Genomic DNA, 26948 nt, shown 5'->3' with positions numbered 1-26948 from the left:
GTGAACGAGACCCTCGCGACCGGCACAGCCCGAACCGACCGGGAACGGGTGCTCGGCCGCCGCCGGGAACGGATCGGCCCCGGCGGTGACCCGGTCGCGCCGGGTGCCGCCCCGGAGCCGCGCCGGGAGCCGGCCGGACCGTCCGACGTGGTCCTGGACTGCGGCTGGGGACGGCTGGTCTTCGGCCAGACCTTCCACGAGCAGATCGCGGTGGCGCAGGTGCTGCGGTCCGAGGCGGCCGGCGCGCGGGACATCTGCATCTATCTGCGGGACCCGCACGTGCTGGTGTCCCGGCTGCCCGACGAGCTGTTCATCGACCCATCGCTGACCTACCGGCTGCCGCTGGGCGAGCGCCGCCCGGAGGCCACCGAGCGGATGGAGATCCCGGGGCTGGTCGTCCGGCCGCTGCGCGATGCCGACGACGCCGACGCGGTGAACCGGATCTACGCCCGCAACGGCATGGTCACCGCGCCGGTGGAGGTGCTCGTCGACAACGCCGGCACCGACCGGTTCCTGCACCTGGTGGCCGAGGCGAGCACCGGCGAGGTCGTCGGCACCATCACCGGCGTCGACCACGTGGCGGTCTTCGGCGACCGGGAGAACGGCGCGAGCCTGTGGTGCCTGACCGTGGACTTCAACACCGCCCCGCCCGGCACCGGCCAGGCCCTGCTCACCGAGCTGGCCGACCGGCTCGACGTGCGGGGACGCGCCTTCGTCGACCTGTCGGTGCTGGCCGAGAACTCCGGTGCGATCCGGCTCTACGAGCGGCTGGGCTTCCACCGCACCGGCACGCTCTGCGTCAAGCGGAAGAACCCGATCAACGAGCGGCTGTTCCTGCCGGCCACCCCGGCGGGCTACGACGAGCTGAACCCGTACGCGAGGATCGTCGCCGACGAGGCGATGCGGCGCGGCATCCGGGTGGAGGTCACCGACGCGCACTGGGGTGAGCTGCGGCTGACAAACGGCGGCCGGACGATCGTCACCCGCGAGTCGCTGTCCGAGCTGACCTCGGCGGTGGCGATGAGCCGCTGTGACGACAAGCGGGTCACCCGGCGCATCCTCACCGAGGCGGGCCTGTCGGTGCCGCGTGGCCGGACCGCCACCGGCGACGCCGACGACCTGGCCTTCCTCACCGACGTCGGCCCGGTGGTGGTCAAGCCGGCCCGGGGCGAGCAGGGCAACGGCATCACCGTCGGGGTACGCACCGCCGAGGCGCTGGCCACGGCCGTCGAGCTGGCCCGCCGGTTCTGCCCCGACGTGCTGGTCGAGGAGCTGCGCGCGGGCGAGGACCTGCGGGTGATCGTGATCGACCACGAGGTGGTGGCCGCCGCCGTCCGCCGACCGGCGCAGATCACCGGCGACGGGGTGCACGACGTCACCGAGCTGATCGAGCGGCAGAGCCGGCGGCGGGCCGCCGCCACCGGCGGCGAGTCCCGCATCCCGATCGACGAGATGACCCGCGAGGTGGTGGCCGAGGCCGGGCACCGGATGCACGACGTGCTGCCCGAGGGGCAGGTGTTGGCGGTGCGCCGGACGGCCAACCTCCACACCGGTGGCACAATCCACGACGTGACGGCCGAACTGCACCCGGCGATCGCCACTGCCTGCGTGGCGGCGAGCCGGGCCCTGGACATCCCGGTGACCGGGCTGGACCTGCTGGTCCCCGCCCCCGACCAGCCCGAGCACGTGTTCATCGAGGCGAACGAGCGGCCGGGGCTGGCCAACCACGAGCCCCAGCCGACCGCCGAGCGTTTCGTGGACCTGCTCTTCCCGGGCACCCGGGCACCGCAGCGCCTCTGGAGCCCGGCCGGGCCCGGAGGGGTCGCGTGAGCCTCAAGCCCCTCGACATCGATCTGGACTACCTCCGTCAGGTGCTGGTGGAACTGCTCGACATCCCCAGCCCGTCGGGGCGTACCGACCACGTGCAGCAGTACGTGGGGGAACGGCTCTCCGCGCTGGGCATCCCGTCCACGCTGACCCGGCGGGGGGCGCTCAGCGCCTGCCTGCCCGGCCCCCGGCAGACGGGTGCGGACCGGGCGATCGTGGTGCACACCGACACCATCGGCGGGATGGTCAAGCGGCTCAAGGAGAACGGCCGGCTGGAGCTGAAGACCATCGGCACCCACTCGGCCCGGTTCGCCGAGGGCGCGCACGTGCGGATCTTCACCGACGACCTGGACCGGGTGGTCACCGGGCAGGTGCTGCCGTTGAAGGCCAGCGGGCACCGCTACAACGACGACGTCGACCTGCAGGGCGTCGGTTGGGAACACGTCGAGGTCCGGGTCGACGAGCCGGTCGAGGACATCGCCGGCCTGCGGGCGCTCGGCATCGACGCGGGCGACTTCGTGGCGTTCCTGCCGAACCCGATGGTCACCCCGTCCGGGTACGTGAAGTCCCGGCACCTGGACGACAAGGCCGGGGTGGCGGCGGTGCTGACCGCGTTCAAGGCGGTGGTGGACGCCGGCATCACCCCGACGGTCACCGCCCACCTGCTGGTCACGGTCACCGAGGAGATCGGCCACGGGGCCAGCCACGGCCTCGACCCGGACGTCGCCGAGATCGTCTCGGTGGACGCGGCGGTGGTCGCCCCCGGCCAGCAGTCCCGGGAGGACGCGGCGACCCTGGCGATGGGCGACGGGGTCGGCCCGTTCGACTACCACCTGACCCGCAACCTGGCCACCATCGCCCGGGAACACGGGGTGGACCTGGTCCGCGACGTCTTCGACTACTACCGCTCGGACGTCGCGGCGGCGGTCGAGGCGGGCGCGCACGCCCGGGTGGCGCTGCTCGGTTTCGGGGTGGACGCCACCCACGGCCACGAGCGCACCCACCTCGACGGGCTGCGCCACCTGACCCAACTGCTCTGCCTCTATCTCCAGAGCGACCTGGTCTTCCCCGAGTGGGACGCCGAGCCGGAGGGTGACCTGGCCGACTTCCCGTCGCTGGCGGTGCAGCCGGCGGGCGGGGACGGCCCCCGCGAGGGCCCGATCGGCATCGACTGACCGGCTGGTAGCCGCACTGCCGGAGCAACAGGTGAACGGCGGGCACGACATCGCGCGTCGTGCCCGCCGTTCACCGAGCGCCCCGGCCCCTCACCGTGGCGTCGGTCCCTGCGGTCGGGTCACCGGTTACCGCGTTGCGCCGCGTCGAGCAGGGCGATCAGCGCCCCGGTCACCCGCAGCACCGCGTCCCGGGCGGCCGGGTCACCGGTGATCCGCTGTTCCGCCCGGTCGGCCAGCTGCCCCAGCAGTTCACCGGCGCGGGCCGCGTTCCCGGCGGTGCCGGCCTGCTCGGCGCGCTGGAGCCGGTCCTCCAGCCGGGCCGCCACGTACTCGGTGATCCGGCCGGCGGCGACGTACTCGGTGATGAGGTCACGCAGGTCGGAGTACCAGGCGGGGTCGCGGGTGTACGACGCGGGCAGGTAGCCGGCGTCGGCGGCGGCGAGGGTGGCCGCGACGCTGGCGTCCACGTACGACGCGACGGTCGGGTAGCGGGCGGCGAGTTGCGCGTCGGTCAACGGCACCGAACTGCCGTCGAGGAAGCAGAAGCCGGGCCCGGTGTTGCTGCCGCTGTTGACCCGCAGCGGCACCTCGTGCTGGGCGAGCCGGATGCCACCGAGGGCGAGCCCCAGCTCGTCGCGGGCGACAGCCGGCGGGGTCGTGGTGGTCGTCCGGATCGGCGGGGCGCTGGGCGGGGCCACCTGCTGGGCGACCCAGGCGACGGTGTGGTCGTAGACGGCGTTCTGCACCATGTGCTGCGGGATGCGCGACAGCGAGGGCAGCGTGCAGGTCTGCGGCTCGCCCGGGTAGCCACCGGGGTAGCTGCCGATGTCCCGCTTGCGCAGCGGCCCGTAGTCGGTGATCAGCTTCCAGTCGCCGTGCGAGGCACCGGCCACCTCCCAGGAGCGCAGCACCGGCGAGTCGGCCTGGGCGCGGGCGGCGGCGGGCAGGATGCCGCTCGCCACGTCCCCCTCGGAGTTGATCCGGAACACCGGCGTCGTCAGGTCGGTCCGCAGCACCCCGCCGCCGCCGTGCAGGACGACCGCGTCGAGCACGTTCGCCGACTGCTGGACGCCGTTGTAGTAGTTGGCGAGGCGGCCGGCCGACTGCGAGTGGCCGGTGGCGATCACGTACTGCGGGGCGGGCAGCTTGCCCAGCGGGTCGACGCCGGTCGGGTTGCGGACCGCCTTCACCGCCTGGCTGAAGATGTCGTACGAGAGGCTGTCGTCGGTGACGGTGCCGCCCACGGTGACGTCCAGCGGGCCGTACCGGGTGGGGCTCCACACCTTGAGCCCGGTGGCCGAGTGCAGCCCGGCCCGTTGGGCGGAGACCCCGACCCAGGCGTAGCCCGAGCGGATCAGGTGCTCGTGCGACTGGAACCAGTCGACCTCCTGGTCCCACTGGTTGCTGACGTTGTTCCACTCGGCGACCACCACGCCGTTGAACTTCTTGGTGTTGGCCGGCCGGCGGACCACCAGCCGGGTGCCGTAGGGCTGGTCGGTGGCGATGGTCGTCGCGTTCTGGGTGCCCTGCACGGCGTACCGGGTGGCGGTGCCGAAGAGGAAGAACTCCTCCTCGACGTAGCCGGCGGCGGCAAGGTTGACGTCGGTGGCGAGGAACGGGTAGCCGTGGCCGGGGTCGCCGACCGGGGTGGTCCGGGCGATCGGTCCGGCGACCACCGGGTTCGCCACGTTCGCGCCGGTGGCGGTGGACGGCCGGGTGGTGGCCGGCGCGGCGGCGTCCGCCGGGGGGACCGGGCCGGCGGCGACGGCCAGCATGCCGACCAGGCCGAGGGTCAGGGATCGTCGGGTGTTCCTGCGGGTGGTGGACGAGACGGGCACGGTTCACCTCACGGGGGGAGCGACCGAGGGGACGGCTCGGGCGGGCAGCGGCGGGAGGTGGCCACTGTGGGGCAGAGAGTAATGCTCACATCAGGCGAAAGATAGGCCAGATGAACACGAACTTTCGCTTCGTTGAGCAAAAGTCCTCCGAAGCGCCCGACCGGCGACGGGCGACCCCCGACCGCAGGACCGCGCAAAAAATCACTACCGGCACCCGGGGTGCAGTGGGTAGCGTGGCGGTACACGGGAAAGGAGGTGGTCCAGACTTGTATAGCAATCGGACTCGTGAGGTGGCTGTCCGCTAGCCGCTGTCCTCGACAGTGAACGACCAGCATGATCGTCGAGACCGTGTGGCAGCGGTGCGGCGAATCCACGACAGCCACCCGACCCCCGGGGTGCCGACCCAGTCCAGTCGGCCCGTGCGCGAGCACGGAAGCCCCGGGGGTCGCTTCGTCTCCGGGGGAGGCCGGCGGTGTCCATGCGGGAGCTGACCGTGCTCGGCACGGCCAGCCAGACCCCCACCCGGCTGCGCAACCACAACGGCTACGTGCTGCGCTGGGACGACGAGGTGATCCTCTTCGACCCGGGCGAGGGCAGCCAGCGACAGCTCCTGCACACCGGGATCACCGCCACCGACCTGACCCGGATCTGCGTCACCCACTTCCACGGCGACCACTGCCTCGGCCTGCCCGGCACCATCCAGCGGCTCTCCCTCGACCGGGTGCCGCACCCGGTGGCGGTGCACTTCCCCGCCGGTGGCGCGGAATACTTCGCCCGGTTGCGGCACGCCAGCAGCTTCCACGAGACCGCCGAGCTGGCCGTCGAGCCGATCACCGCCGACGGGCAGCGGATCACCCTGGGCGTCGGCACGCTGGAGGCCCGCCGGCTGCGGCACCCGATCGAGACGTACGGGTACCGGCTGGTCGAGCCGGACGGCTGCCGGATGCTGCCGGAGCGGCTGTCCGCGTACGGCATCGGTGGACCGGCCGTCGGCGAGCTGCTGCGCGCCGGCCACCTGGACGTCGGCGGACGCCGCGTCACCCGGGACGAGGTGAGCGTGGTCCGGCCGGGGCAGCGGTTCGCCTTCGTGATGGACACCGGCCTCTGCGACGGGGTGTTCGCCCTCGCCGAGCATGCCGACCTGCTGGTCATCGAGGCGACGTTCCTGGCGTCGGAGGCCGCGCTCGCCGCCGAGGTCGGCCACCTGACCGCCGGCCAGGCCGCCCGGGTCGCCACCGAGTCCGGGGTACGCACCCTGGTGCTCACCCACTTCTCCCAGCGGTACGCCGACCCGCGCCGCTTCCACGACGAGGCCCGTGAGCACTTCACCGGGGAGCTGGTGGTCGCCGAGGACCTGACCACCGTGCCCGTCCCGCCCCGGCGGGTAGCCTCGGCCGGGTGACCGTCACGCTCCGTCCCGCCGTCGCCGACGACCTGATGCCGGTGGGCGCCCTGCACCAGCGGTCCCGGGTCGCGGCTTACTCGTCGTTCCTGCCGGCGGAGGCGTTGGCCGACCCGACGCCCGAGGCGATGGGCACCTACTGGGTCGAGCGGTGGACGTGGGAACGCGACGAGCACCTGATGACCGTGGCCGAACGGGACGGCCGGCTGGTCGGGTTCAGCTACCTCGGCCCGGACGACGCGGGTGACCCGGCGACCGGGCTGCTCAACGCCATCCACCTCGACCCGGCCGAACGGGGCCGGGGCACCGGCCGGGCGTTGATGGTGGACGCGTTGGACACCATGCGCGCCCGGGGCTGGCGTCGCGGGGTGTTGTGGGTGCTGGAACGCAACCTCGCGGCCCGGCACTTCTACGAGCGCGGCGGCTGGCAGGCGACCGGCGAACGCCGGAAGGAGCGGATCGGGCGCGCCCCCACCGCACAGCTCCGCTACGCCCGGCAGCTACCGGGCTGCTGACCGTCAGGTGCCGTCGCGGTCCGCGTCGACCGAGAAGTTGATCACCGAGAGGTAGCCGTCGCCGTCCTCGACGACCTTCGTCAGCATCGTCTCGGCGTAGATGCTGTCGTTGTCGTTGAACGTGTCCCGCCCGGTGTGCGCGGCGTACGGCGCGGCGGCGTACACCCTGCTGTTGAGGGTCTCGTCGAACATCATCTGGGTGGTCAGCACCCGGTTGTCGCCCACGTGCACCATCGCGTGGATGTGCGTGGTGCGGCCCCGGTACCAGCCCGGCCAGATGGTGGTGAACTCGACGATCCCGTCGGCGTTGGTGACCTGGGCGCCGCGTAGGTAACGCTTGTCGTCGGTCGGCGTCAGGTCCGCCGCCGACCCCTCGGCACCGCCGCCGGGGGCCGCCCCACCCCCGGGCGGGTTGCCGGTGGGCGGGTTGCCACCGGGCGTGCCGCTGGGCGGGGTGCCACCGGACGGCGCGCCGCCGCCCGACGCGCCGGACGACTGGGCCTCCGCCCCCGAGTAGAGGCCGGCCGCGTCGCAGTGCCAGATCTCCACGACGGCGTCGGCCAGCGGCCCGCACTGCTCGCTGTCCTGCACCCGGATCGCCACCCGCAGCCGGGTGCCCGCCCGGTCCTCCCGGATGTCGCTGCGGATCTTGTCGGCATCGAAGTAGTACGGGCCCTGCGTGGTGCTCGCGGTCAACGTGCAGGTGTTCGCCGCGCCGAACAGCGCGGCCAGGTCCGCCGACGTGCTGGCGGTCGCCTGCGGGGACACGGTTTCCCCGGTCGACGTGGTGACCGTGCCGCCGTCCCGGCCGCAGGCCGCGAGCAGACCGGCCAACCCGATCGAGCCGACTCCGGCGATCAAACGGCGGCGGCTGACCCGCTGCCCCTCGTGGTGGTCGAGGTCGTGGCGCATGTCGTTCCTCCCGTGGGTCGGTGCCTCTCGGCTGACCCCGACGGTAGGCAGGCTGCACGGACGCCCTCTGTGCCGCTCCTGTCCCCCTGCTGTGAATGGTCGACCCGGACACGCTGCGGGGCCCCTCCCACCGCAAGGGGCCCCGCAGGTGCGTCGGATCAGTGCGCGCCGAGGTGGGCGAGCAGGTCCTGCCGGGTCAGCACGCCCTTGGGCTTGCCGTCGACCAGCACCAGCGCCGCGTCGGACTTCTCCAGCATGCCGACCGCCTCGCTCACCGGCTGACCGCCACCGATCATCGGCAGCGGGTCGGCCATGTGCCGTTCGATGGTGTCGTGCAGGTGCGCCTGGCCGGTGAACAGGGCGTCCAGCAGATCCCGCTCGGCGATCGAACCGGCCACCTCACCGGTCACCACCGGCGGCTCGGCCTTGAGCACCGGGAGCTGGGAGACGCCGTACTCGCGCATGTAGTCGATGGCGTCGCGGACCGTCTCGGTCGGGTGCACGTGCACCAGTTCGGGCAGGCCGCCCGGCTTGCTCGCCAGCGCGTCGGCGACCGTCGGTTCGGTGCCCGAGTGGTCGAGGAAGCCGTACCGGGCCATCCACCGGTCGTTGAAGATCTTGGACAGGTAGCCCTTGCCGCTGTCCGGCAGCAGCACCACGACCACGTCGTCCGGGCCGGCGGCGCGGGCCACCTCCAGCGCCGCCACCACGGCCATCCCGCAGGAGCCGCCGACCAGCAGACCCTCCTCCCGGGCCAGCCGTCGGGTCATCTCGAAGGACGCCTTGTCGGAGACCTCGACGATCTCGTCGGCGATACCCCGGTCGTACGTCTCGGGCCAGAAGTCCTCACCGACCCCCTCGACCAGGTAGGGCCGGCCGGTGCCGCCGGAGTAGACCGAACCCTCCGGGTCCGCCCCGATCACCTTCACCCGCCCCTCGGACGCCTCCTTGAGGTAGCGCCCGATACCGGAGATCGTGCCGCCGGTGCCGACCCCGGCCACGAAGTGGGTGAGCCCGCCCCCGGTCTGCTTCCACAGCTCCGGCCCGGTGGTCTCGTAGTGCGAGCGCGGGTTGGCCGGGTTGCTGTACTGGTCGGGCTTCCACGCGCCGGGGATCTCCCGGGCCAGCCGGTCGGAGACGTTGTAGTACGACCGGGGGTCCTCCGGGGCGACGGCGGTCGGGCAGACCACCACCTCGGCCCCGTACGCCCGCAGCACGTCCTGCTTGTCCTGGCTGACCTTGTCGGGGCAGACGAAGACGCAGTGGTAGCCCTTGAGCTGGGCCACCAGGGCCAGCCCGACACCGGTGTTGCCGCTGGTCGGCTCGACGATGGTGCCGCCGGGGCGGAGAATCCCGGCGGCCTCGGCGTCCTCCACCATCCGCAGCGCGATCCGGTCCTTCACCGAGCCGCCCGGGTTGAGGTACTCCACCTTGGCCAGCACGGTCGCCCGGATGCCCGCGGTGACGTTACGCAGCCGCACCAGCGGGGTGTTACCGATCAGGTCGACGACGTTGTCGTAGTACTGCACCTCGTTGTGCCCTTCGTTGCGGCGCCGACGACGGCGGCCTGGCAGACGGTCCTTCGTCGCTCAGCGTACGTGCCCTCAGAGCGTCACATGACCGGGGATGACGGAGGCCCGGCGGGCCTCCCACTCCAGGAAGCGCTCGGTCTCCGACAGCACGCTGCCGGCCAGCCAGGTGACCATGACGGCGTCGTCCACCAGACCGAGAACGGTCAGGAACAGCTCCGGCACCAGGTCGACCGGCGACACCACGTAGACCGCCGCGGCCGTCATCATCGCCAGCCGGAGGCCGCCGTCGTACTCGCCCTTGGCGGTGGCCCGGATCATCCGGGGCAGCGCCGCCAGCCGGGCGCCCAGCGACGGACCACCCCGGGCGCCGGCCGCCAGCGACCGGGCCAGCGCCGTGAACGCCGCGGTGCGCTTCAATGTCCTACCCATCTCATCCAGCCCCTCTCCACCGACCAGCGTGACTGGCCCGCGCAAGCCGCCGCCACCTGCGGCGGGGCACCCACGGGTGCCCCCGCCACCCGACCAGGTACCCAGAACCGTCGCCGCCCAGCCCGAAAACCGGCCGTCCTGACGGAGGCGGGGTGACGCTGCGGCGCGATAATGTCGCTGTATGGGGGTGGCAGGTTCCGTCGTACCGGTTGGTCCGCGCTGGCACCGCGCCTGGCAGCTGGTCCGGCTGGCGGCGATCGGCACAGGTGCCACCGTGGCGGCCGTCGCCGCGACCGGCGGCGTGCTGCTCGGGCAGGCCCGGCAGGCCCGGCGCACCATCCCGATGGCGGAGGCCCCACCACCACGCTGCGACGGCGTCTACGGTGCCAAGATCCCCGGCCCGCCGCTGACCATGGTGATCCTCGGTGACTCCTCCGCCGCCAGCTACGGGGTGGCGCGGCGGCGCGAGACCCTGGGCGCGCTGCTGGCCACCGGGCTGTCCCGGCGGCTGCACCGGGCCGTACGGGTGCACCGCTTCGCCGTGGTCGGCGCGCTCTCCGCCGGGCTGCGCCCACAGGTCGAGGCGGCCCTGGACTGCACCCCGGACGTCGCGGTGATCCTGGTCGGCGGCAACGACATCACCAACCGCACGTCCTACCCCGTCGCCGTGCGCCACCTGGTCGACGCGGTCCGCACGCTGCGCGCCGCCGGGTGCGAGGTGGTCGTCGGGACCTGCCCCGACCTGGGGGCGATCCGGCCGATCCAGCCCCCGCTGCGCTGGCTGGCCCGGCGGTGGAGCCGGCAGCTCGCCACCGCCCAGACGGTCGCGGTGGTCGAGGCGGGCGGTTGGACGGTCTCCCTCGGCGACCTGCTCGGACCCCGGTTCGCCGCCGAGCCGACCCGGATGTTCGCCTGGGACAGGTTCCACCCCTCCGCCGAGGGGTACGCGATGGCCGCCGCCGCGCTCCTGCCGACCGTGCTGTCGGCGCTCGGCAGCGGGGAGCGCCGGCCGACGCTGGCCCCGGGCGAGGGCGTACGGTCGCTGCCCCAGGCCGCCCACGAGGCGGCCCGCAACGCCGGCACGGAGGTCAGCGGCACGCAGGTCCGGGGCCGGGACCACGGCCCGGCCGGTCGCTGGGCGCAGCTGCGGCGGCGGGCCTTCTTCGGCGTCGCCCCGGTGCCGCAACCCGGCACCGGGGCCGACTCACCCCAACTGGAGGGACTGGCATGAGCGAGCGCAGCGAGCGAACCACCGGGTGCCGCAGGTGCCCCGCCGGGCCGGTCACCGCCGCCGTGGGCCCCCGGGCGGTGACACCGTGACGGGCCGCTCGCTCGGCGGCGAGCTGGCCGTACGGCTCGGCAAGGCCGCGGCGGTCTCCCTGGTCGCCGGGACGATCAGTGGTGCGGCGGTGCTCGCCGGTCAGGCGGTGGCGGCCCGTAACCGCGACTACGCCCAGCCGGAGCTGGGACTGGCGCTGCGGGCCACGGTCGGCCGGGTAGGCGCCCCGCTGCTGCGGCTGGTGCTGCTCGGTGACTCCTCGGCGCTCGGCGTCGGGGTGGCCCGCTTCGACGAGACGGTCGGCGGTCAGCTCGCCCACCTGCTGACCGAGGGGCCGACCGGCCGGCGGGTGCACCTGTCCAGCGTGGGGGTGTCCGGGTCCCGCTCCACCGACCTGGCGACCCAGGTGGCGCGGGCGTTGCTGGGTGACCGGCCGGACGTCGCGGTGGTGCTGATCGGGGCGAACGACGCCACGGCCATGCGGCGGCCGGCGGAGGCGGCGGCGTACCTCGCCTCGGCGGTGCGCCGGCTGCGGGAGGCCCGGGTCGAGGTCGTCGTCGGCACCTGCCCGGACCTGGGCGCGGTGCGCGCGGTGGCCCCGCCGCTACGGCAGGTGATCGGCTGGTCGGGCCGGCGGGTCGCGCGGGCGCAGACCGCCGCCGTGCTGGAGGCCGGCGGGACGGTCGTCGACCTGGGTACGGAGACCGGGCCGGTGTTCCGGGCCGACGCCGGGACGCTCTGCCACGACGGGTTCCACCCGTCCGCCGACGGCTACCGGGTCTGGGCGCACGCCCTGTTGCCGGCGGTCGTCGCCGCCGCGAACGTCGCCTCCCGGCACTGACCGGCCTCGATCCGTTCCGCCGGCTGCGACGGGTCGCGGCCGGCGGGCGGGTCCGGCCGGGCCGGTACGGGTGACATTTCCCGCTGGTCGGCGTCCTTCCGCGTCAAGTTACCGTCAAGTTAACGTTGGTTCATGCCGATTGAGTCGTCCCGCGACGCCGTCATCGTCGCCACCGCCCGGTCCCCCATCGGCCGCGCGTTCAAGGGTTCCCTGCGTGAGGTCCGCCCGGACGACCTCGCCGCCACCATCGTCCAGGCCGCGCTGGACAAGGTCCCCGGGCTCGACCCCACCACCATCGACGACCTCTACCTCGGCTGCGGGCTGCCCGGCGGCGAGCAGGGCTTCAACCTGGCCCGGGTGGTCGCCACCCTGATGGGCCTGGACGGGCTGCCCGGGGCCACGCTGACCCGCTACTGCGCGTCGTCGTTGCAGACCACCCGGATGGCGATGCACGCGATCCGGGCCGGGGAGGGCGACGTCTTCGTCTCCGCCGGCGTCGAGATGGTCTCCCGGTACGCCCGGGGCAACTCCGACACGCTGCCACCCGAGGCGCAGGCGCTGGTCGGCGGCGGCTGGGAGAACCCGCGGTTCGCCGAGGCGCAGCAGCGGTCGGTGGCCCGCGCCCAGGGCGGCGCCGAGGTGTGGACCGACCCGCGCGAGGCCGGTCAGCTCCCCGACATCTACCTGGCCATGGGGCAGACGGCGGAGAACCTGGCCCAGGTGTACGACGTCACCCGGGAGGAGATGGACGCGTTCGGCGTCCGCAGCCAGAACCTCGCCGAGAAGGCCATCGCCGACGGCTTCTGGGCCCGCGAGATCACCCCGGTCACCACCCCCGACGGCACCGTGGTCGGCACCGACGACGGCCCGCGCGCCGGGGTCACCCCGGAGGCGGTGGCCGGGCTGAAGCCGGTGTTCCGTCCGGACGGCCGGATCACCGCCGGCAACTGCTGCCCGCTCAACGACGGCGCCGCCGCCGTGGTGGTGATGAGCGCCCAGCGGGCCGACGAGCTGGGGCTGACCCCGCTGGCCCGGATCGTCTCCACCGGCGTCACCGCCCTGTCGCCGGAAATCATGGGCCTCGGCCCGGTCGAGGCGTCCCGGCAGGCGCTGCGCCGGGCCGGGATGACCGTCGACGACGTCGACCTGGTCGAGATCAACGAGGCGTTCGCCGCCCAGGTGATCCCGTCGTACCGGCAGCTCGGCATCCCGCAGGAGAAGGTCAACGTGATGGGCGGGGCGATCGCCGTCGGCCACCCGTTCGGGATGACCGGCGCCCGGATCACCGGCACCCTGCTCAACGCCCTGCAGTGGCACGACGCGACGATCGGCCTGGAGACCATGTGCGTCGGTGGCGGTCAGGGCATGGCGATGGTGCTCGAACGGCTCAACTGAGCCCTACAGCGCGCCGCGGGTCGCCGCCACCAGGGCGGCGGCCCCGGCCAGCACCGCCTCGGGCGGGCCGGCGGCGACCAGATCCGCCGTGACCACCCGGAGCTGGTCGGGCAGCGCCATCGGATGCGCCAACCGGGGCACGTCCCGCCGGGGCCCGCCCTCGGCGTCGGCCGCCAGCTCGGCGACCTCCTGCACCAGCTTGTGCACCAGGTCGGCCCGGGACACGTTGCCACCCGTGGCGACCGCCGCCCAGCGCGGCTGCTGCCAGTGGCCCACCTGACCGACCAGCGCCGTCACCGCCCGGTCCAACTCCGCTGCGCTCATCGTCGGCGAGTCTACGCACCACCGACCGGCCCCGGGCCGACCGCGCAGACGACGACGCCCGCCGCCGCGGGGTCGCGGTGGCGGGCGTCGGGTGCGAAAACCGTCAGTCGTCGCCCTGGAAGTAGCTGATCAGGCGGAGCATCTCCAGGTAGAGCCAGACCAGGCTGACCACGATGCCGAACGCGGCCGTCCAGGAGTAGCGGGCCGGCAGCCCCATCCGGACGCCGTCCTCGACCTCCTTGAAGCTGAGCACGAAGCTCAGCGAGGCGACCACGATGCACACCAGGCTGAACCCGATGGCCAGCGGGCTGCCGTCGCGCAGGCCGGTGTTCACGCCGAACAGCGCGAGCACCAGGTTGATCAGCATGACGGCGAACAGGCCGGCCATCACGGCGATCATGCCCTTGACGAACTTGGGGGTGGCCCGGATGACGCGCGCCTTGTAGAGCATCGTCATCACGAAGAAGACGCCGAAGGTGGCGACCACGGCCTGGAGCACGATGCCCTGGTAGGCCGTCTCGTAGACCTTGCTGACCAGGCCGACGAACGCGCCCTCGACGATCGCGTACGCGACGACCAGGGCCGGGTTGGCGACCCGGGAGAACGAGATGATCAGGCCGAGGACCAGGCCGACCATCGCGGCGCCGATCCAGGCGACGCCGAGCACCGAATCCGGCACCACGATCCAGGCGGCGGCGGCGGAGACGCCGAGGATGGCCAGGAGCGCGACGGTCTTGACGACGACGTCGTCGACCGTCATCGTGCCGGACACCGTCGGGGCGACCGGGGAGCCCGGCTGGCCCGGGTACTGCTGCGGAATGCCGGGCTGTCCGTAACCGTACGGCCCGGGCTGGGCGTACCCGGCGGAACGCTCCCGCTCGGCCGCCTGGCCGAGCCGGGCGAGCACCGGGTTCGAGGTCTTCACTGTCTCAGGCCTCCCTCAGGGGGTCAGTCGCACGCAAACGTGCCCTTCCAGGGTAAACGGCGGGGCCCGACCGCCGCCGGTCGGGAGGCTGTGGGAAAGCTGAGAGTGTGGTGCCCGGGGCGGGTCTCGAACCCGCACGCCTTGCGGCAGCCGCTTTTAAGGCGGCCGTGTCTGCCGTTCCACCACCCGGGCGGGGGCGCGTCACGTCGATGCGCGACGGTGCAGTCTCACGGTAGCCGTTCCGCGTCGCCCCGGCGTACCCTGTCCGCCCCTGCGGAACGGCGAACGCCGGTCGCCCCCACCCGGGAGCGGGCGGGGGCGACCGGCGCGTCGGACCGGGCGGTCAGGCCGCCCTGCTGGTGATCGGGATCGGCTGCGAAGCCTCCGCGAACTCCTCGCGCGGGTCGTGCAACTGGCCGAGCGCGACCACCTCACGCTTGAGGAAGAAGGCCAGCGACCAGTCCACCACGACCCGGACCTTGCGGTTGAACGACGGGATCCGGCTCATGTGGTACGTCCGGTGCATGAACCAGGCCGGCCAGCCCTTCATCTTGATGCCGTACACCTGGGCCACGCCCTTGTGCAGGCCGAGGCTGGCCACGCTACCGGCGTGCTTGTGCTTGTAGTCGACCGGCTCCCGGCCCCGCACCACCAGCGCGATGTTGTCGGCCATCCGGGCGGCCTGCCGCACCGCGTGCTGGGCGCTCGGTGAGCAGTAGTTGCCCGGCTCCTTGGTGAGGTCCGGGACGGCGGCACAGTCACCGGCGCTCCACGCCCCCTCCACCACCCGGTCGCCGTCGACGACCTGGAGGGTGGGCAGGCAGGTGACCCGACGCCGCTCGTCGCGGGGGAAGTCGGTGCGGTCCAGCATCGGCGACGGCTTCACGCCGGCCGTCCAGACGATGGTGTCGGAGCGGAAGCTGTCGCCGTCGGAGAGCTTCACCACACCGTCGACGCACGACTCCAGCCGGGTGTCCAACCGGATGTCCATGTTCCGCTTGAGCAGCTGCTGCACCGTGTACGCGCCCATGTCCCGGTCGACCTCGGGCAGCACCCGCTGGGTCGCCTCGACCAGCACCCAGCGCATGTCGTCCGGCTTCAGCTCCGGGTAGTAGCGCAGCGCGTCCCGGGCCATGTCCTCCATCTCGGCCAACGCCTCGATGCCGGCGTAGCCGCCGCCGACGAAGGTGAAGGTCAACGCGGAGCGGCGGACGTCGGGGTCCGGCGTGGCGGCGGCCACGTCGAGCCGGTCCAGCACGTGGTTGCGCAGGTAGATGGCCTCGCCGATGGTCTTGAACCCGATCCCGTGCTCGTGCAGGCCGGGGATCGGCAGGGTGCGGGACACCGAGCCGGGGGCCACCACCACGTGGTCGTAGGCGATCTCCCGGGTCGGGCCGGAGATCGGCTGCACCACGGCGGTCTTGCGGCTGTGGTCGATCCGGGTCACCGCGCCCGCGACGACCTTGCACCGGCGCAGCTCGCGTCGCAGCGGCACCACGGAGTGCCGGGGGGAGATGTTGCCGGCCGCCGCCTCGGGCAGGAACGGCTGGTACGTCATGTGCGGCTGCGGGTCGACCACGACGACCTCGGCCTCACGGGAGCTCAGCTTCTTGGACAGGCGCAGAGCGGCGTACAGGCCCACGTGCCCGGCACCCACGACAAGGATCCGCTTCGGATTCACGTCATCCATCTTTCCCCGGGCGGCTCCGGTAATACCCCTCGAGACCCCCATCTGTGACGGAGCACAACACCTGTGAGCTGCACAACGTCGCGCTATCTGCGGCGCAGCAGCCAGCCCAGCAACCCGGTCAGACCCACCGCCACCAGCAGTCCCACCACGGTGGCGACCTGGAAACCGTCATCCGGGCCGAGTTGCCCCGAGCGGGTCAGCAGCACCCCGATCACCGCCGACGCCAGCACCACCGCGCCGGCCCGGGTGAGCCAGCGCAGCACGACGTCCGGGTCGATCGCCCCGTCGTAGGGCAGCACGGCCACCAGGGCGCAGAGCGTGTGTCCGAGGTAGAGCAGGGTCGCCACCGCCAACAACCGCCACAACGCGATCGGCCGGTCGTAACCGGCCGAGGCGAACACCCAACCGCCCACCGTGACCAACGCGGCGAAGGTCGGCCAGATCCGGCGCGGGGCCACCGCCGGCAGCACCGCCACCACCGTCAGCGCGAGCAGCGACCGGGCCTGGAACAGCTCCACCGGGTACGCCAGCAGCAGCCCGGCCAGCACCACCAGGAAGACCAGACCGCGCACCAGCAACGGCAGCAGGGCCACCCGGCGCACCGCCGTACCCGCCGCCCGGACCCGTTCCCGGGCCGCGTCCACCGGGCTCACCGGCCACCCACCCGGGGTGCGGTCGCCAACCGGGCGACGTCCCGCAGCACCTGGTCCAGGCTGCCCGCGCCCGCCCACCCCACCACCGGCACGCCGTGCTCCCGCAGTTGCGTGATCATCGTGTCCCGGTCCAGCCGCCACAGCCGGTACGCCACCGGTGCCCACCCCCGGTCGCCGGGCGGGGCGAGGTCGGTCGGCAGGGTGTCCACCGCCACCACGAACCGGCCGCCCCGGGCCAGCCGGGCCAGCATCTGCGCGGACCGCTCGTCGAGCAGCGGGGTGAGCACCACCACCAGCGCGTCGGCGGAGAGCACCTGCGGGCCGAAGACCTGGTCGTACGGCTCGTGCGGGGAGGACTCGGCGTGTACGTCGAGCAGCCACTCCAGGACGGTCAGGTACTGCCGGCGTCCGGTGGCGGGACGCAGTCGACGCGCCGCCGGACCGTACTCCAGCAGGGCCACCCGGTCACCCCGGTGCAGGTAGTGCTCGGCGATCGCGGCGGCGGCCCGGACCGTGGTGTCCAACACGGACGCCGCCCCGGCCACCCCGCCGGACCGCCCCGCCTCGGCCAGCACGTCGAGCAGGACGACCACCTCGGCGTCCCGGTCGGACAGGGTCGACGCCACGTGCAGCTGCCGGGTCCGCAGCGACACCCGCCAGTCGATGCGGCGCAGCCGGTCCCCCGGCCCGAAGACGCGTACCCCGGCCAGTTCGCCGCCCTCCCCCGGCCGCCGCGAATGGTGCGCGCCGACCAGCCCGGCGGCCCGGGGCATCGCCTCCACCGCCTCGAACGGTTCGGTCTTCGGGTACACCCGCATCCGCACCGGCTCGGTGAGCACCGCCCGGGAGACCAGCAGCCCGTCGGCGGCGGCGGCGCGGGCGCCGGCCGGACCGATCGGGTGCCGCCCCCACCGCAGCGCGGTGCCGGTCAGCTCCAGGTCGACGGCGGTGCCCCGGGACAGCGCGGCGACGAACGGACGGTCGGCCCCACCGGAGCGGCTGACGTCCAGCCCGATGCCGCCGAAGCCGGCCCGGCGTACCGACAGCCACGGCGAGATCCGGGTCCGGACCACCACCACGTCGTACGCCACGGTGTCCGGATTGCCCACCACCACCGCGCCGGCCAGGTCGCCTCCCTCGACCAGCTGGGCGTCCCCGGCGGTGATCTCCAGCTGCGGGGCGGCGGTGGGCCGGCGGCGCAGCGCGTACGCGGTGCCGAGCGCGAACGGGGTGGCCAGCACGACCAGGTCGACCCGGCCGAGCAGCACCGCGGCGATCAGCAGCAGCCCGGTGAGCAGCACCGCCCGGCCGAGCGCCCAGGTGGGCGACCAGCCCGCCGCCGGCTCCTGACGGTCAGGCACGACGATCAGCGCCCGGCCCGGCCGGCCGCGTAGCTGGGCAGCGCGCCGCTGGCCGGGGCCGGGGTCTGCTCCAGCACCTCACCGACCACGAACGACGGGTCGACCCGGCGCAGCCACATCTCCGGGCGCAACGTGATCCGGTGCGCCAACGCGGGGGCCGCCACCTCCTTCACGTCCTCCGGCACCACGTAGTCGCGGCCGGCGAAGACGGCCCGGACCCGGGCCAGCAGCAGCAGCGCCAGCGAACCCCGGGGGGACGCGCCGACCAGCACCGACGGGTGTTCCCGGGTGGCTGCGGTGAGGTCCACGATGTACCTGCCGACGGAGTCCTCCACCACCACGTCCTCCAGCGCGGCCTGCATCGCCCGCAGGGTGCCGGCGTCGACCACCGGTTCGATCTGCGCCTCCTCGCGACGGCGGTCCATCCGGCGACGCAGCACCTCCCACTCCTCGTCGCGCTGCGGGTAGCCGAACGACACCCGCAGCAGGAACCGGTCGAGCTGCGCCTCCGGGAGCGGGTACGTCCCCTCGTACTCGATCGGGTTGGCGGTGGCCAGGACGTGGAACGGCTCGTCGAGCCGGTAGGTGACGCCCTCGACGGAGACCTGCTTCTCCTGCATCGCCTCCAGCAGCGCCGACTGGGTCTTCGGCGGCGTCCGGTTGATCTCGTCGGCGAGCAGCAGGTTGGTGAAGAGCGGGCCGGCCCGGAAGGAGAAGTCGCCGCTGCGCTGGTCGTAGAGGAACGAGCCGGTGACGTCGGCGGGCAGCAGGTCGGGGGTGAACTGGAGCCGGCGGAAGTCCAGCCCGAGGGCCTGCGCGAAGGACCGCGCGGTCAGCGTCTTGCCCAGCCCCGGCAGGTCCTCCAGCAGCACGTGCCCGCCGGCCAGGATGCCGGCGAGCACCAGTTCCAGGGCCTCCCGCTTGCCGACCACGACCGTGCCGACCGCGTCCAGCACCGCCCGGGCCAGGTGGCCGACCTCCGTGGCGGGAATGCTGCGGTCCACGTCGTTCATCAGATCTTCTCCAGTTCGGCGACGATCGCCGCGAGGTCGCGCGGCGACGGGGGACGGCGGGAGGGGGTGTCGAGGAAACTCCACAGCGGCTCCCCGAGCAGGGCCCGGGCCCGGGTCGGGTCGGATTCCCGGGTCAGGCCGTGGCGTTGGCGCAACCGCTCGTCGGCCAGCTCACCGAGGCGGGGCAGGATGCGTTCGGTGAACCGCTCCGGGTTGCCCGAGGACCAGTCCAGCGGGCGTTCCCAACCGTTGATGGCGGCCCGCAGCGCGTCCCGGGCCGCCCAGTTGTAGGTGCCCGGCTCCTCACCGGCGGGGGCGCGGGCACCGCCCCGGGGCGGGGGCGGCGGGGCCAGCGCGGTGGTGACCCGGCGGACGGTGAGCACCGCCAGCACCCCGGCCACCACGATCCCGAGGGACAGTTGCAGGCCGACCGCGCGCAGCCCGACCAGGACCACGGCGGTCACCCCGGCGGCGGTCAGCAGCAGCCGGAACGCCTGCCGGGCGCGTCCGCCCCGGGCCCGTCCCGTCCGGGCCGGCGGTTCCTCCTCGAAGGAGAACAGGTCGTCCAGGCCGGTCGACTCGCTCATCCCGCCACCCCACCGGGTGCGCTGCGGCGGGCGGTCACGCCGGCACCTGCGGATCGGCCAGGGCGGTGAGCTCACCGCGCAGCCGGCGCAGCGCCCCCCGGGCCTGGTCGCGCATCCGGGCGTCGACCGTCCGGGTGGCGTAGCGGGCCTCGCGGTAGACGTGCGCGAAGCCGTCCAGCACGTCGGCGCTGGCGATGGCGGGCACCCCGGCCGCCGGGTCGCCGCGCAGCAGCCGGGTCACCAGGTCGGTCGGGGTGTCCCCGGTCCGCCGTGGCACGCCGGCCTCGGTGGCGGCCTCCTCCAGCCGTACCCAGCAGGCGATGACGGCGGTACGCGGGTCGGTGTCGGCGTCGTCCAACTCCTCCAGGCCGGCGTCGAGCGCGGCCACCACCTCCCGCGCGGTGCCCTCGGCGGTACGCCGGGCCCGCGCCACCGGGACCGCCCGGGTGGTCCGCCGCAGCGCACCGCGCAGCAGGGTGAAGGCCAGGTAGCCGAGGGCGGCCAGGATCGCCGTGGCGAGCAGCGCGATGGCCGCCGTGGCGATCCACTGCGGGACGCTCGGCCGGGTCTGCGCGGCCTCGGTACGCGGCTCGATCGGGATCGACGCGGCCGGCTCGGCGGAGGGGTAGTCCGGCACGTAGGGGATGTTGTCGGCGGCCGGCGGGATGCGGCTGGCCCCGATCGACGAGTGCCCGGCGGCGAGCGCGGCGGCCAGCAGCAGCAGCGTCACCAGGGCGACGGGCCACCATCTGCGCAGTACGCCGAGGTCCATCGCCACCGCCCCACGCTGCTCAGTCCACCCCCGCGAGCTGTTTCGCCCGGGCGAACACATCGTCCAGCATCTGTGTGGTCAACCGCCCGGTGAAGGTGTTCTGCTGGCTGACGTGGTAGCAACCGAGCAGATCGGGAGCGGCCGACCCGGACCAGTGTGCCCCATGGCCGAAGACCGGTCGCGGGCTGGGCGGCCGGACGCCGTACACCTGGCGTAGCACCGGCCACCACGCCGCCCAGGCGAACGCGCCCAGCGCGACGACCACCCGCAGGGTGGGTCGGATCAGCGCCACCTCCCGGTGCACCCAGGGGGCGCAGGTGTCCCGCTCGGCCGGGGTGGGCCTGTTGTCCGGCGGCGCGCAGCGCACGGCGGCGAAGATCCGGACACCGGCCAGGGTGAGGCCGTCGTCGGCGGCGACGCTGGTCGGCTGGTTGGCCAGCCCGGCGCGGTGCAGGGCGGCGAAGAGCACGTCGCCGGAGCGGTCCCCGGTGAAGACCCGGCCGGTGCGGTTGCCGCCGTGGGCGGCCGGGGCCAGGCCGAGTATCCCGATCCGGGCGTCGGACGCCGGACCCGGCCCGGTGGACGGCGGGCCCGCGCCGCCGCGCCCGGTGCGGTTGTCCGGGGCGCCGAAGCCGGGCACCGGGCGACCCCAGTAGTCCTGGTCGCGGAACGCGGCCCGCTTCGTCCGGGCGACCTCCTCCCGCCAGTCGACCAGGCGCGGGCAGGCGAAACAGTCGCTGACCGCCGCGTCGAGGTCGGCCAGGTCGGTCGCCCGCGCGGCGCGGGCGACCACCTCGGCGGGGGTACGGGACTCAGCCAAGCTTGGCCCGGAAGAGTTCGAGGGTACGGGCCCAGGCGGTGGCGGCGGCCCGCTGGTCGAAGTTCTCCGGCCGGTCCTCGTTGAAGAACGCGTGCGCGGTGCCCGGGTAGTCGTACGTCTGGCAGGTGCCCCCGGCGTTCTCGACGGCCCGACGCACCGTCTGTACGCCGTCGGCGGCGGACAGACCGTCGGCCTCGGAGCAGTGCACGACGGCCGCCTTGCCCGCGTAGTCGGCCCACTCGGCGGGCATCCCGTCCCACGGCAGCCGGGGGTAGAAGGCGGCGGTGGCGACGATCCGTTCGGCCCGGGTGGCCGCCCACAACGCCAGGCTGGCCCCGGCGCAGAAGCCGGCGCACCCCACCTTGCCGGTCACCTCGGCCCGGCCGGCGAGGTATTCCGCCGCCACGGCGATGTCGGCCGCCGCCTCGTCCATCTGGACGCTGTTGAGCATCTGCCGGGGCTCGCTCGGCTTGCTGGCGGGCTGGCCGTGCCGGAAGTCGGGGGCCAGCGCGACGAAGCCGGCCTCGGCGAACCGGTCCACCACCGAACGGATGTGCGGGACGAGACCCCACCAGTCCTGGATGACGATGACCGCCGGGCTGGCCGTGCCGCTGGACGGTATCGCGAGATACCCTTCGCCGCTCCCCGCGTCGCGGCGGTAACGCACCATCTCACCCATCGGCCCGTCCTCCTGTCGGTCAGTCATCGTTGGCTGGTCGCAGGGCGTTCCTACGTGTCGGTAGCCTGCCACGCCGTACGCGTGCCGGGAAGATGCCGGAACAGTGGCATATACCTCGCGTTCACCGGACGGTGGCGTGCAACACGCCGACGGCGGCGCGGGAATCCCGCGCCGCCGTCGGCGGATCGTCGTCCGGTCGGGCCGTCCGTGCCCGGGCCTGCCGCTCGGGCCTTCCTGGTCAGGCCTTCTTGGTCAGGCAGAGCAGGTAGCCCTTGCCGCCCGGGGCGATGTTGTAGAAGACGTAGCCGTCCTCACCCTCCTTGATGTACTGCTCGCACGCCTTGCCGGTCTTGGCCTGCGCCTCGGTCTGCTCCTCCACCCGGCCGACCACGTTGTAGACGGCTTCCGTCGAGGTGCACTTGACCACCTTGGCGTCGCTTACCGACTTCTCCTGCGTGCCGGTCACCTCCGGCAGCTCGGCGATGCAGTCGCCGGCCTTCGCCTCGGCCGTCTCGTCGGGGTTGAGGAGGTTGCCGATGGCGCTGGCGACGCCGAACTTCAGCGCCGCGATCACGAGGAAGGCGACGATCGCGCCGATGATGCCGAGCGCCTTCTTCGCGCCGCCACCCTTGCGCTCCTCCGGCTGCGCGGCGGGGACCGGGGTCACCGGTTCGGGCTGGGCCACCTGCTCCGCCTGCGGCGCGGGGGACGATGCGACCTGCTCTGACACTGAATTTCCTTCCGAGGGGTGAATGAGCAGACGACAACGTAGCGACGAAGATCAGCGCGTGCTGTCCCGTTCCCATCGTCCGTTCAGCCATTTCCCAGGAACGACAGGTCAACCGGTGGCGGTGGGCAGGGGCGTCCCCGCCGGGGCGGACACCGACGGCGACGCGGCCGGCACCGATCCGGTAGGTGCGGGGGTGTCCGGCGCGGCGGCCGTCGGCCCGACACCCGGCCCGGTCGGCGACGACGACGGCGACCCGCCGGGGCCGACGCCGGACCCGGGCGGCAGCGGGGCGACGGCCGGCGGTCGCGGCCGGAACGGCGCCTGCTGCGGGCAGTACGGGTAGCCACGCTGCACCGGGTTGACGTCGGGCAGGGCGGGATCGTCGCAGGTCGGCCAGCCCAGCCGGATCGGGGTGCCGTTCTGGTCGAAGAGCCGGGCGTTCTCCACCAACCGCCCCTCGCTGTCGTAGACGTAGACGTCCTGCACGAGGTCGTACGGGTTGTTCACCGAGGTCGACTCGTAGCCGTAGTCGTAGCCGGAGCGGGCGTGGTCGTCGACGGTCGCCACCGCGCCGATCGCGAACATCGCCAGCACCGCCGAACTGGCGTGCAACGCCCAGCGCCGCCAGGACCGTAGCCCGGGGGTGCGCCGACCCAACCAGACGGAGCCGTAGAGCAGGCCGGCGAACATCAGCAGGCCGACGAACCCGTTGCCGTCGAGTCGGGGCAGCAGGCCGAGCGGGCCGTCGGTGCTGATCGCGGTGAGCAGCATCGCGGCCAGGTAGGCGCGGGCCACCCACCAGGCCGGGCGCAGCAGCCGCAGGAACTCCCCCGCCGTGGCGTGACCGAACACGGGGCCGAACCGGCTGTCGAGCCGGTCGATCCGGGCCCGGGCCCGCCCCAGCACGGAGGCGATCCGCCGTTCCAGCGCCCGCCGGCCGGCCGCCGGGTCACCCGCTCCGGCGGCGGCGCGCAGCTCCGCCGCGTACGCCTCCGGGGTGCCGAGCCGGTCGACCAGGGAACCGTCGGCCTCGGCGGCGACCTCGGCGAGGTGTTCCGGAAGGTCCTCGGTCAGCTCCTCGCGGACCTGCGGCGGCAGATCGGCCAGCGCCGCCCGCACCCGCTCGACGTAGTCCGTTATCTCCTGCCCAGTGACGGTCATGCCGCCCTCCCCCGATCGTCGAGCAGCTGGTCCATCGTCGTGGCGAACGCGCGCCAGGTCTTGCCGGAGCGGGTGAGCTGGTCACGGCCGGCGGCGTTGAGCGCGTAGTACTTGCGGTGCGGGCCGGACTCGCTCGGCACGACATAGGTGGTGAGCAGGCCGGCGGCGAAGAGCCGACGCAGGGTGCCGTAGACCGAGGCGTCGCCGACCTCGTCGAGGCCGGCCTCGCGCAGCCGGCGCAGGATGTCGTAGCCGTAGCCGTCGGAATCCCGCAGGACGGCCAGCACGGCCAGGTCGAGCACACCCTTGAGCAGTTGTGTGGTGTCCACGCACCACACACTACTGCGCAGTGCGCAGTACCGTCAACAACGCGATACCACGCTCCGACTCTCACCTTGCCTGTCGATCACCCCGTCCCGACCCCGGTGATCAAGAGGTTCGGGTCATCCTCGACGGGATCTTTGACGCAAACTTCTTGATCACCAGGCTCCCGCTCCGGTGATCAAGAAGTTCGGGGCATTCTCGACGGGACTTTTGACGTGAATCCCTTGATCACCGGGCTCGATGTCGAGCGGCGGGGGCGGGCGGAGAAGGGCCGGGACGGTGGTGGTCAGCCGTGGGTGGGCTGCTGGCTCCAGGCGATGCCGTCGAGGATGTCGTGTTCGGAGGCGACCACCGAGGACATCCCGGCCCGCTCCATGATCACCTTGAGCACCAGCGCGCCCGCCCCGATCACGTCCGCCCGGCCCGGGTGCATCACCGGGATCGCCAGCCGCTGCGCGGCGGTCCTGCCCAGCAGGTCGGCGGTCACCCCGGCCACCCGCTCGTACGGCACCCGGGCGTGGTGGATGCGCTCGGGGTCGTACTCCTGGAGGTCCTGGGCGATGGCGACGACGGTGGTGACCGAACCGGCGAGCCCGACCAGCGTGGCGGCCTCCCGGCCGGGGACGGCGGCGAGCGCCCGGTCGACGGCGGCGGCGATGTCGGCCTGCGCGGCGGCGACCTCGTCGGCGGTCGGCGGATCGCCGTGCAGGTGCCGTTCGGTCATCCGGACGCAGCCGATGTCGACCGAGATCGCCGCCTGCACCCCGCCGTCACGGGTGCCCACCACGAACTCGGTCGAGCCGCCGCCGATGTCGACCACCAGGTACGGCGGCTCCGCGTCGGCGGGCAGCCCCCGGACCGCGCCGGTGAACGACAGCCGGGCCTCCTCGTCGCCGCTGACCACCTCGGGTGCAACCCCGAGGGTCTGCTCGACCATGGCCCGGAAGTCGGCCGCGTTGCTCGCGTCGCGGGACGCCGAGGTGGCGCACATCCGGACCCGGTCGACGCCCAGCTTGTCGATCTCGGCGGCGTACCCGGCCAGCGCCACCCGGGTCCGTTCGATCGCCTCCGGGGCCAGCCGGCCGGTGCGGTCGACGCCCTGCCCGAGCCGGACGATCTCCATCCGGCGGGCCAGGTCGACCAGCGGGGCCTGCGGCCCGGCCGACGGGTCGGGCAGTTCGGCGACCAGCAGCCGGATGGAGTTCGTCCCGCAGTCGATGGCGGCCACACGCGTCGTCACGGCAGCAACCCTACGGCAGCCGCCGCCCGCGCACGGCGGCACCGACCGGGCACCCGGCAGCACGGACCGCAGGCCCGGCGACGCCGACCGGACCGGCGACGCCCCCGGCCGCCGACCTGGTGCACGGCAGCGCCGACCGGGCACGACAGCACCGGCCGGGTGCCCGGCGCCGCCGACCGCGCACGGCAGCACCGGCCGGCCTGGTCAGCGTCGCCGGTGCCGACGCCACAGCAGCCACGGCAGCACGGCGAGCAGCACCAGCAGGGCCACCAGCGGCGCGCGCCACCACGGGTCCACCGTCGCCGGTGGCGGGTCGGCGGGTGCGGAGACCCACGGGCGGGCGGTCTTCGACCAGGCCAGGAAGGCGTCGCCGATCGGGAGCAGACCGAAGGCGTACCGCCGGGTGTGCGGGGTGTCCAGCGGAAAGCCGACCAGCTCACCGTAGTTGGCCAGCGCCCCGGCCAGCGCGTCGTCACCCTGCACCTGGGCCGCGCCGAGGGTCACCACGGTGGCGGAGAAGCTCACCCCGAGCGGCAGCGGCCCCGAGTCGACGTCCCCCGGGCCGTCCAGGCCGCGCGGATACTCCCGCACGGCCGGCCCGAGCCCCAGCGGCGACACCACGAAGTCGGTGCGGAAGCGCAGGTACTGCTCGCGGGCGAAGGTCGGGTCGATCTCCGGCAGGAACCGCTGGATGACGCTCTGCGAGGTGCCCCGGGCCACCTCGGCCGGCGCGCCGGTGCCCGGGTCGACCCGGTGCGGCAGCAGCCCGGTGTTCGGGTCGAGCCGCTGGCGTACCCCGTCCAGCCAGCGTGCCGTGGTCCGGTCGAACCGCGCGGGCAGCAGGTGGTCGTGCAGCCGCAGCGAGGCCACCGCCACCGTCGAGTCGACCGGCCACGCCTGCCCCGGGTAGGCGGCGAGGTACGGCGTGGCCGAGGCGTCGAACGCGGCGGCCAGCGCGGCCGACGTCTCGGTGAACCGCCGTACCTCGGCCGGGTCCCGCCCCGACGCCGGTTGCAGGGCGAGCACCCCGCCGCGCAGCCAGTTCGTCCAGCCGGCGTGGAAGACGCCGTACGCCGGGGTCAGGTCGGCGCTGAACGGGGCCGTGCCGGCCGGGGACTCCAGCCGGGACAGCGCCCACCGGGCCTCCCGCAGCGCCTCGGCACGCCCCTCGGCCGGTTGCCGCAGGCCGGTCTCCACCCGGGCCAGCCCGTACAGCGCGTGGGCGAAGAACCAGCCCTCCGGGAACATCGCCTGGGCGTCGTCGCCGGCACCGTCGTCCAGCTCGGCGCGCAGGTAGTCGAGTTGCCGGTCCACCCCGGGCGGCTGGCGGTCGACGCCACCGGTCGCCGGGGCGATCAGCCGGGCCACGCCGACCAGCGCGAACAGGGTCACCAGGGCGGCGAGCACCGCGCCCAACCGGCGCACGATCGTCACCGACCCAGGGTGCCGGGCCGGGTCAAGGCGGGGCCGGTCCACTGTGCACCGCCCCCGGTCCGCCGCCCCGGACGGGAACCTGCCGTGCCG

Annotated in this window: 26 protein-coding genes and 1 tRNA gene; 7 read left to right on the top strand and 20 right to left on the bottom strand. The window is 73.8% G+C overall.

Annotated features, from left to right (window positions below; genetic code table 11):
• Both ngg and FJK98_RS04900 read left to right on the top strand, forming a co-directional pair.
• Nucleotides 1–1830, top strand: a complete 1830-nt coding sequence (gene ngg, locus FJK98_RS04905; RefSeq protein WP_145917965.1) for an N-acetylglutaminylglutamine synthetase — start codon at nt 1–3, stop codon at nt 1828–1830.
• On the top strand, nt 1827–3002 hold the full coding sequence (locus FJK98_RS04900) for an osmoprotectant NAGGN system M42 family peptidase (RefSeq protein WP_145917964.1): 1176 nt from the start codon (nt 1827–1829) through the stop codon (nt 3000–3002). The genes ngg and FJK98_RS04900 overlap by 4 nt, the downstream gene beginning before the upstream one ends.
• 119 nt (nt 3003–3121) lie before the next feature.
• On the opposite strand, the gene FJK98_RS04895 is transcribed toward FJK98_RS04900, so the two are convergent.
• Nucleotides 3122–4840: an alpha/beta hydrolase domain-containing protein gene (locus FJK98_RS04895; RefSeq protein WP_145917963.1), complete on the bottom strand. Its 1719-nt coding sequence runs from the start codon at nt 4838–4840 to the stop codon at nt 3122–3124.
• 472 nt (nt 4841–5312) lie between these two features.
• On the opposite strand from FJK98_RS04895, the gene FJK98_RS04890 reads away from it, so the two are divergent.
• On the top strand, nt 5313–6242 hold the full coding sequence (locus FJK98_RS04890; RefSeq protein ID WP_145917962.1) for a ribonuclease Z: 930 nt from the start codon (nt 5313–5315) through the stop codon (nt 6240–6242).
• Nucleotides 6239–6757, top strand: coding sequence for a GNAT family N-acetyltransferase (locus tag FJK98_RS04885; protein ID WP_145917961.1), 519 nt, complete (start codon nt 6239–6241; stop codon nt 6755–6757). The genes FJK98_RS04890 and FJK98_RS04885 overlap by 4 nt, the downstream gene beginning before the upstream one ends.
• A 3-nt stretch (nt 6758–6760) precedes the next feature.
• On the opposite strand, the gene FJK98_RS04880 is transcribed toward FJK98_RS04885, so the two are convergent.
• The 3 genes from FJK98_RS04880 to FJK98_RS04870 all read right to left on the bottom strand — a co-directional run bounded on the left by FJK98_RS04880 (nt 6761) and on the right by FJK98_RS04870 (nt 9630).
• Nucleotides 6761–7669 carry a protocatechuate dioxygenase gene (locus tag FJK98_RS04880; RefSeq protein WP_145917960.1) on the bottom strand — a complete coding sequence of 303 codons (909 nt, stop codon included), beginning with the start codon at nt 7667–7669 and terminating at the stop codon, nt 6761–6763.
• A 158-nt stretch (nt 7670–7827) separates the two neighbouring features.
• A complete protein-coding gene (locus FJK98_RS04875) occupies nt 7828–9198 on the bottom strand; it encodes a cystathionine beta-synthase (RefSeq protein WP_145917959.1) in 1371 nt (456 codons plus the stop codon).
• A 75-nt stretch (nt 9199–9273) separates the two neighbouring features.
• Complete coding sequence (locus FJK98_RS04870) at nt 9274–9630, bottom strand: YkvA family protein (RefSeq protein ID WP_145917958.1); 357 nt, start codon at nt 9628–9630, stop codon at nt 9274–9276.
• Nucleotides 9631–9811: 181 nt separating this feature from the next.
• On the opposite strand from FJK98_RS04870, the gene FJK98_RS04865 reads away from it, so the two are divergent.
• From FJK98_RS04865 to FJK98_RS04855, 3 genes are all read left to right on the top strand, one after another.
• A complete protein-coding gene (locus FJK98_RS04865; RefSeq protein WP_145917957.1) occupies nt 9812–10861 on the top strand; it encodes an SGNH/GDSL hydrolase family protein in 1050 nt (349 codons plus the stop codon).
• A gap of 85 nt (nt 10862–10946) precedes the next feature.
• Nucleotides 10947–11750 carry an SGNH/GDSL hydrolase family protein gene (locus tag FJK98_RS04860; RefSeq protein WP_145917956.1) on the top strand — a complete coding sequence of 268 codons (804 nt, stop codon included), beginning with the start codon at nt 10947–10949 and terminating at the stop codon, nt 11748–11750.
• A 132-nt stretch (nt 11751–11882) separates the two neighbouring features.
• Nucleotides 11883–13145 carry an acetyl-CoA C-acetyltransferase gene (locus FJK98_RS04855; protein WP_145917955.1) on the top strand — a complete coding sequence of 421 codons (1263 nt, stop codon included), beginning with the start codon at nt 11883–11885 and terminating at the stop codon, nt 13143–13145.
• Nucleotides 13146–13148: 3 nt separating this feature from the next.
• Here the strand turns inward: FJK98_RS04855 and FJK98_RS04850 are convergent, their stop codons facing one another.
• The 16 genes from FJK98_RS04850 to FJK98_RS04775 all read right to left on the bottom strand — a co-directional run bounded on the left by FJK98_RS04850 (nt 13149) and on the right by FJK98_RS04775 (nt 26858).
• Complete coding sequence (locus FJK98_RS04850) at nt 13149–13469, bottom strand: hypothetical protein (RefSeq protein WP_145917954.1); 321 nt, start codon at nt 13467–13469, stop codon at nt 13149–13151.
• Nucleotides 13470–13572: 103 nt separating this feature from the next.
• Nucleotides 13573–14394, bottom strand: coding sequence for a Bax inhibitor-1/YccA family protein (locus FJK98_RS04845; protein WP_088642890.1), 822 nt, complete (start codon nt 14392–14394; stop codon nt 13573–13575).
• A 108-nt stretch (nt 14395–14502) separates the two neighbouring features.
• Nucleotides 14503–14586 (bottom strand) — tRNA-Leu (locus tag FJK98_RS04840).
• 151 nt (nt 14587–14737) lie between these two features.
• A complete protein-coding gene (locus FJK98_RS04835) occupies nt 14738–16075 on the bottom strand; it encodes an NAD(P)/FAD-dependent oxidoreductase (RefSeq protein ID WP_145917953.1) in 1338 nt (445 codons plus the stop codon).
• Between the two features lie 92 nt (nt 16076–16167).
• Nucleotides 16168–16728, bottom strand: coding sequence for a hypothetical protein (locus FJK98_RS04830; protein ID WP_145922574.1), 561 nt, complete (start codon nt 16726–16728; stop codon nt 16168–16170).
• 5 nt (nt 16729–16733) lie between these two features.
• Nucleotides 16734–18098 (bottom strand): DUF58 domain-containing protein, encoded by a 1365-nt coding sequence (locus FJK98_RS04825; protein WP_370517001.1) that lies wholly within the window; start codon nt 18096–18098, stop codon nt 16734–16736.
• Between the two features lie 5 nt (nt 18099–18103).
• Nucleotides 18104–19111 carry a MoxR family ATPase gene (locus FJK98_RS04820; RefSeq protein ID WP_145917951.1) on the bottom strand — a complete coding sequence of 336 codons (1008 nt, stop codon included), beginning with the start codon at nt 19109–19111 and terminating at the stop codon, nt 18104–18106.
• Complete coding sequence (locus FJK98_RS04815; RefSeq protein ID WP_145917950.1) at nt 19111–19698, bottom strand: hypothetical protein; 588 nt, start codon at nt 19696–19698, stop codon at nt 19111–19113. Before FJK98_RS04815 ends, FJK98_RS04820 begins: the two co-directional genes overlap by 1 nt.
• 34 nt (nt 19699–19732) lie before the next feature.
• Entirely contained in the window at nt 19733–20470 is a 738-nt protein-coding gene (locus FJK98_RS04810) for a DUF4129 domain-containing protein (RefSeq protein WP_145922573.1), read from the bottom strand.
• A 19-nt stretch (nt 20471–20489) separates the two neighbouring features.
• Nucleotides 20490–21290 (bottom strand): uracil-DNA glycosylase, encoded by an 801-nt coding sequence (locus tag FJK98_RS04805; RefSeq protein ID WP_305070357.1) that lies wholly within the window; start codon nt 21288–21290, stop codon nt 20490–20492.
• Nucleotides 21283–21969, bottom strand: coding sequence for a dienelactone hydrolase family protein (locus FJK98_RS04800; protein ID WP_145922572.1), 687 nt, complete (start codon nt 21967–21969; stop codon nt 21283–21285). Before FJK98_RS04800 ends, FJK98_RS04805 begins: the two co-directional genes overlap by 8 nt.
• Before the next feature lie 238 nt (nt 21970–22207).
• Complete coding sequence (locus tag FJK98_RS04795) at nt 22208–22699, bottom strand: hypothetical protein (protein ID WP_228543412.1); 492 nt, start codon at nt 22697–22699, stop codon at nt 22208–22210.
• A 108-nt stretch (nt 22700–22807) separates the two neighbouring features.
• A complete protein-coding gene (locus FJK98_RS04790) occupies nt 22808–23860 on the bottom strand; it encodes a DUF1761 domain-containing protein (RefSeq protein ID WP_145917949.1) in 1053 nt (350 codons plus the stop codon).
• On the bottom strand, nt 23857–24189 hold the full coding sequence (locus FJK98_RS04785) for a PadR family transcriptional regulator (RefSeq protein ID WP_145917948.1): 333 nt from the start codon (nt 24187–24189) through the stop codon (nt 23857–23859). The genes FJK98_RS04790 and FJK98_RS04785 overlap by 4 nt, the downstream gene beginning before the upstream one ends.
• Nucleotides 24190–24470: 281 nt before the next feature.
• A complete protein-coding gene (locus FJK98_RS04780) occupies nt 24471–25412 on the bottom strand; it encodes a Ppx/GppA phosphatase family protein (protein WP_145922569.1) in 942 nt (313 codons plus the stop codon).
• Nucleotides 25413–25628: 216 nt separating this feature from the next.
• Entirely contained in the window at nt 25629–26858 is a 1230-nt protein-coding gene (locus FJK98_RS04775) for a hypothetical protein (protein WP_145917947.1), read from the bottom strand.
• Between the last annotated feature and the right edge of the window lie 90 nt (nt 26859–26948).

It is taken from the genome of Micromonospora sp. HM134 (genome assembly GCF_007833915.1).
GTDB lineage: Bacteria > Actinomycetota > Actinomycetes > Mycobacteriales > Micromonosporaceae > Micromonospora > Micromonospora wenchangensis.
This window is presented reverse-complemented; position numbering and strand designations above follow the sequence as displayed.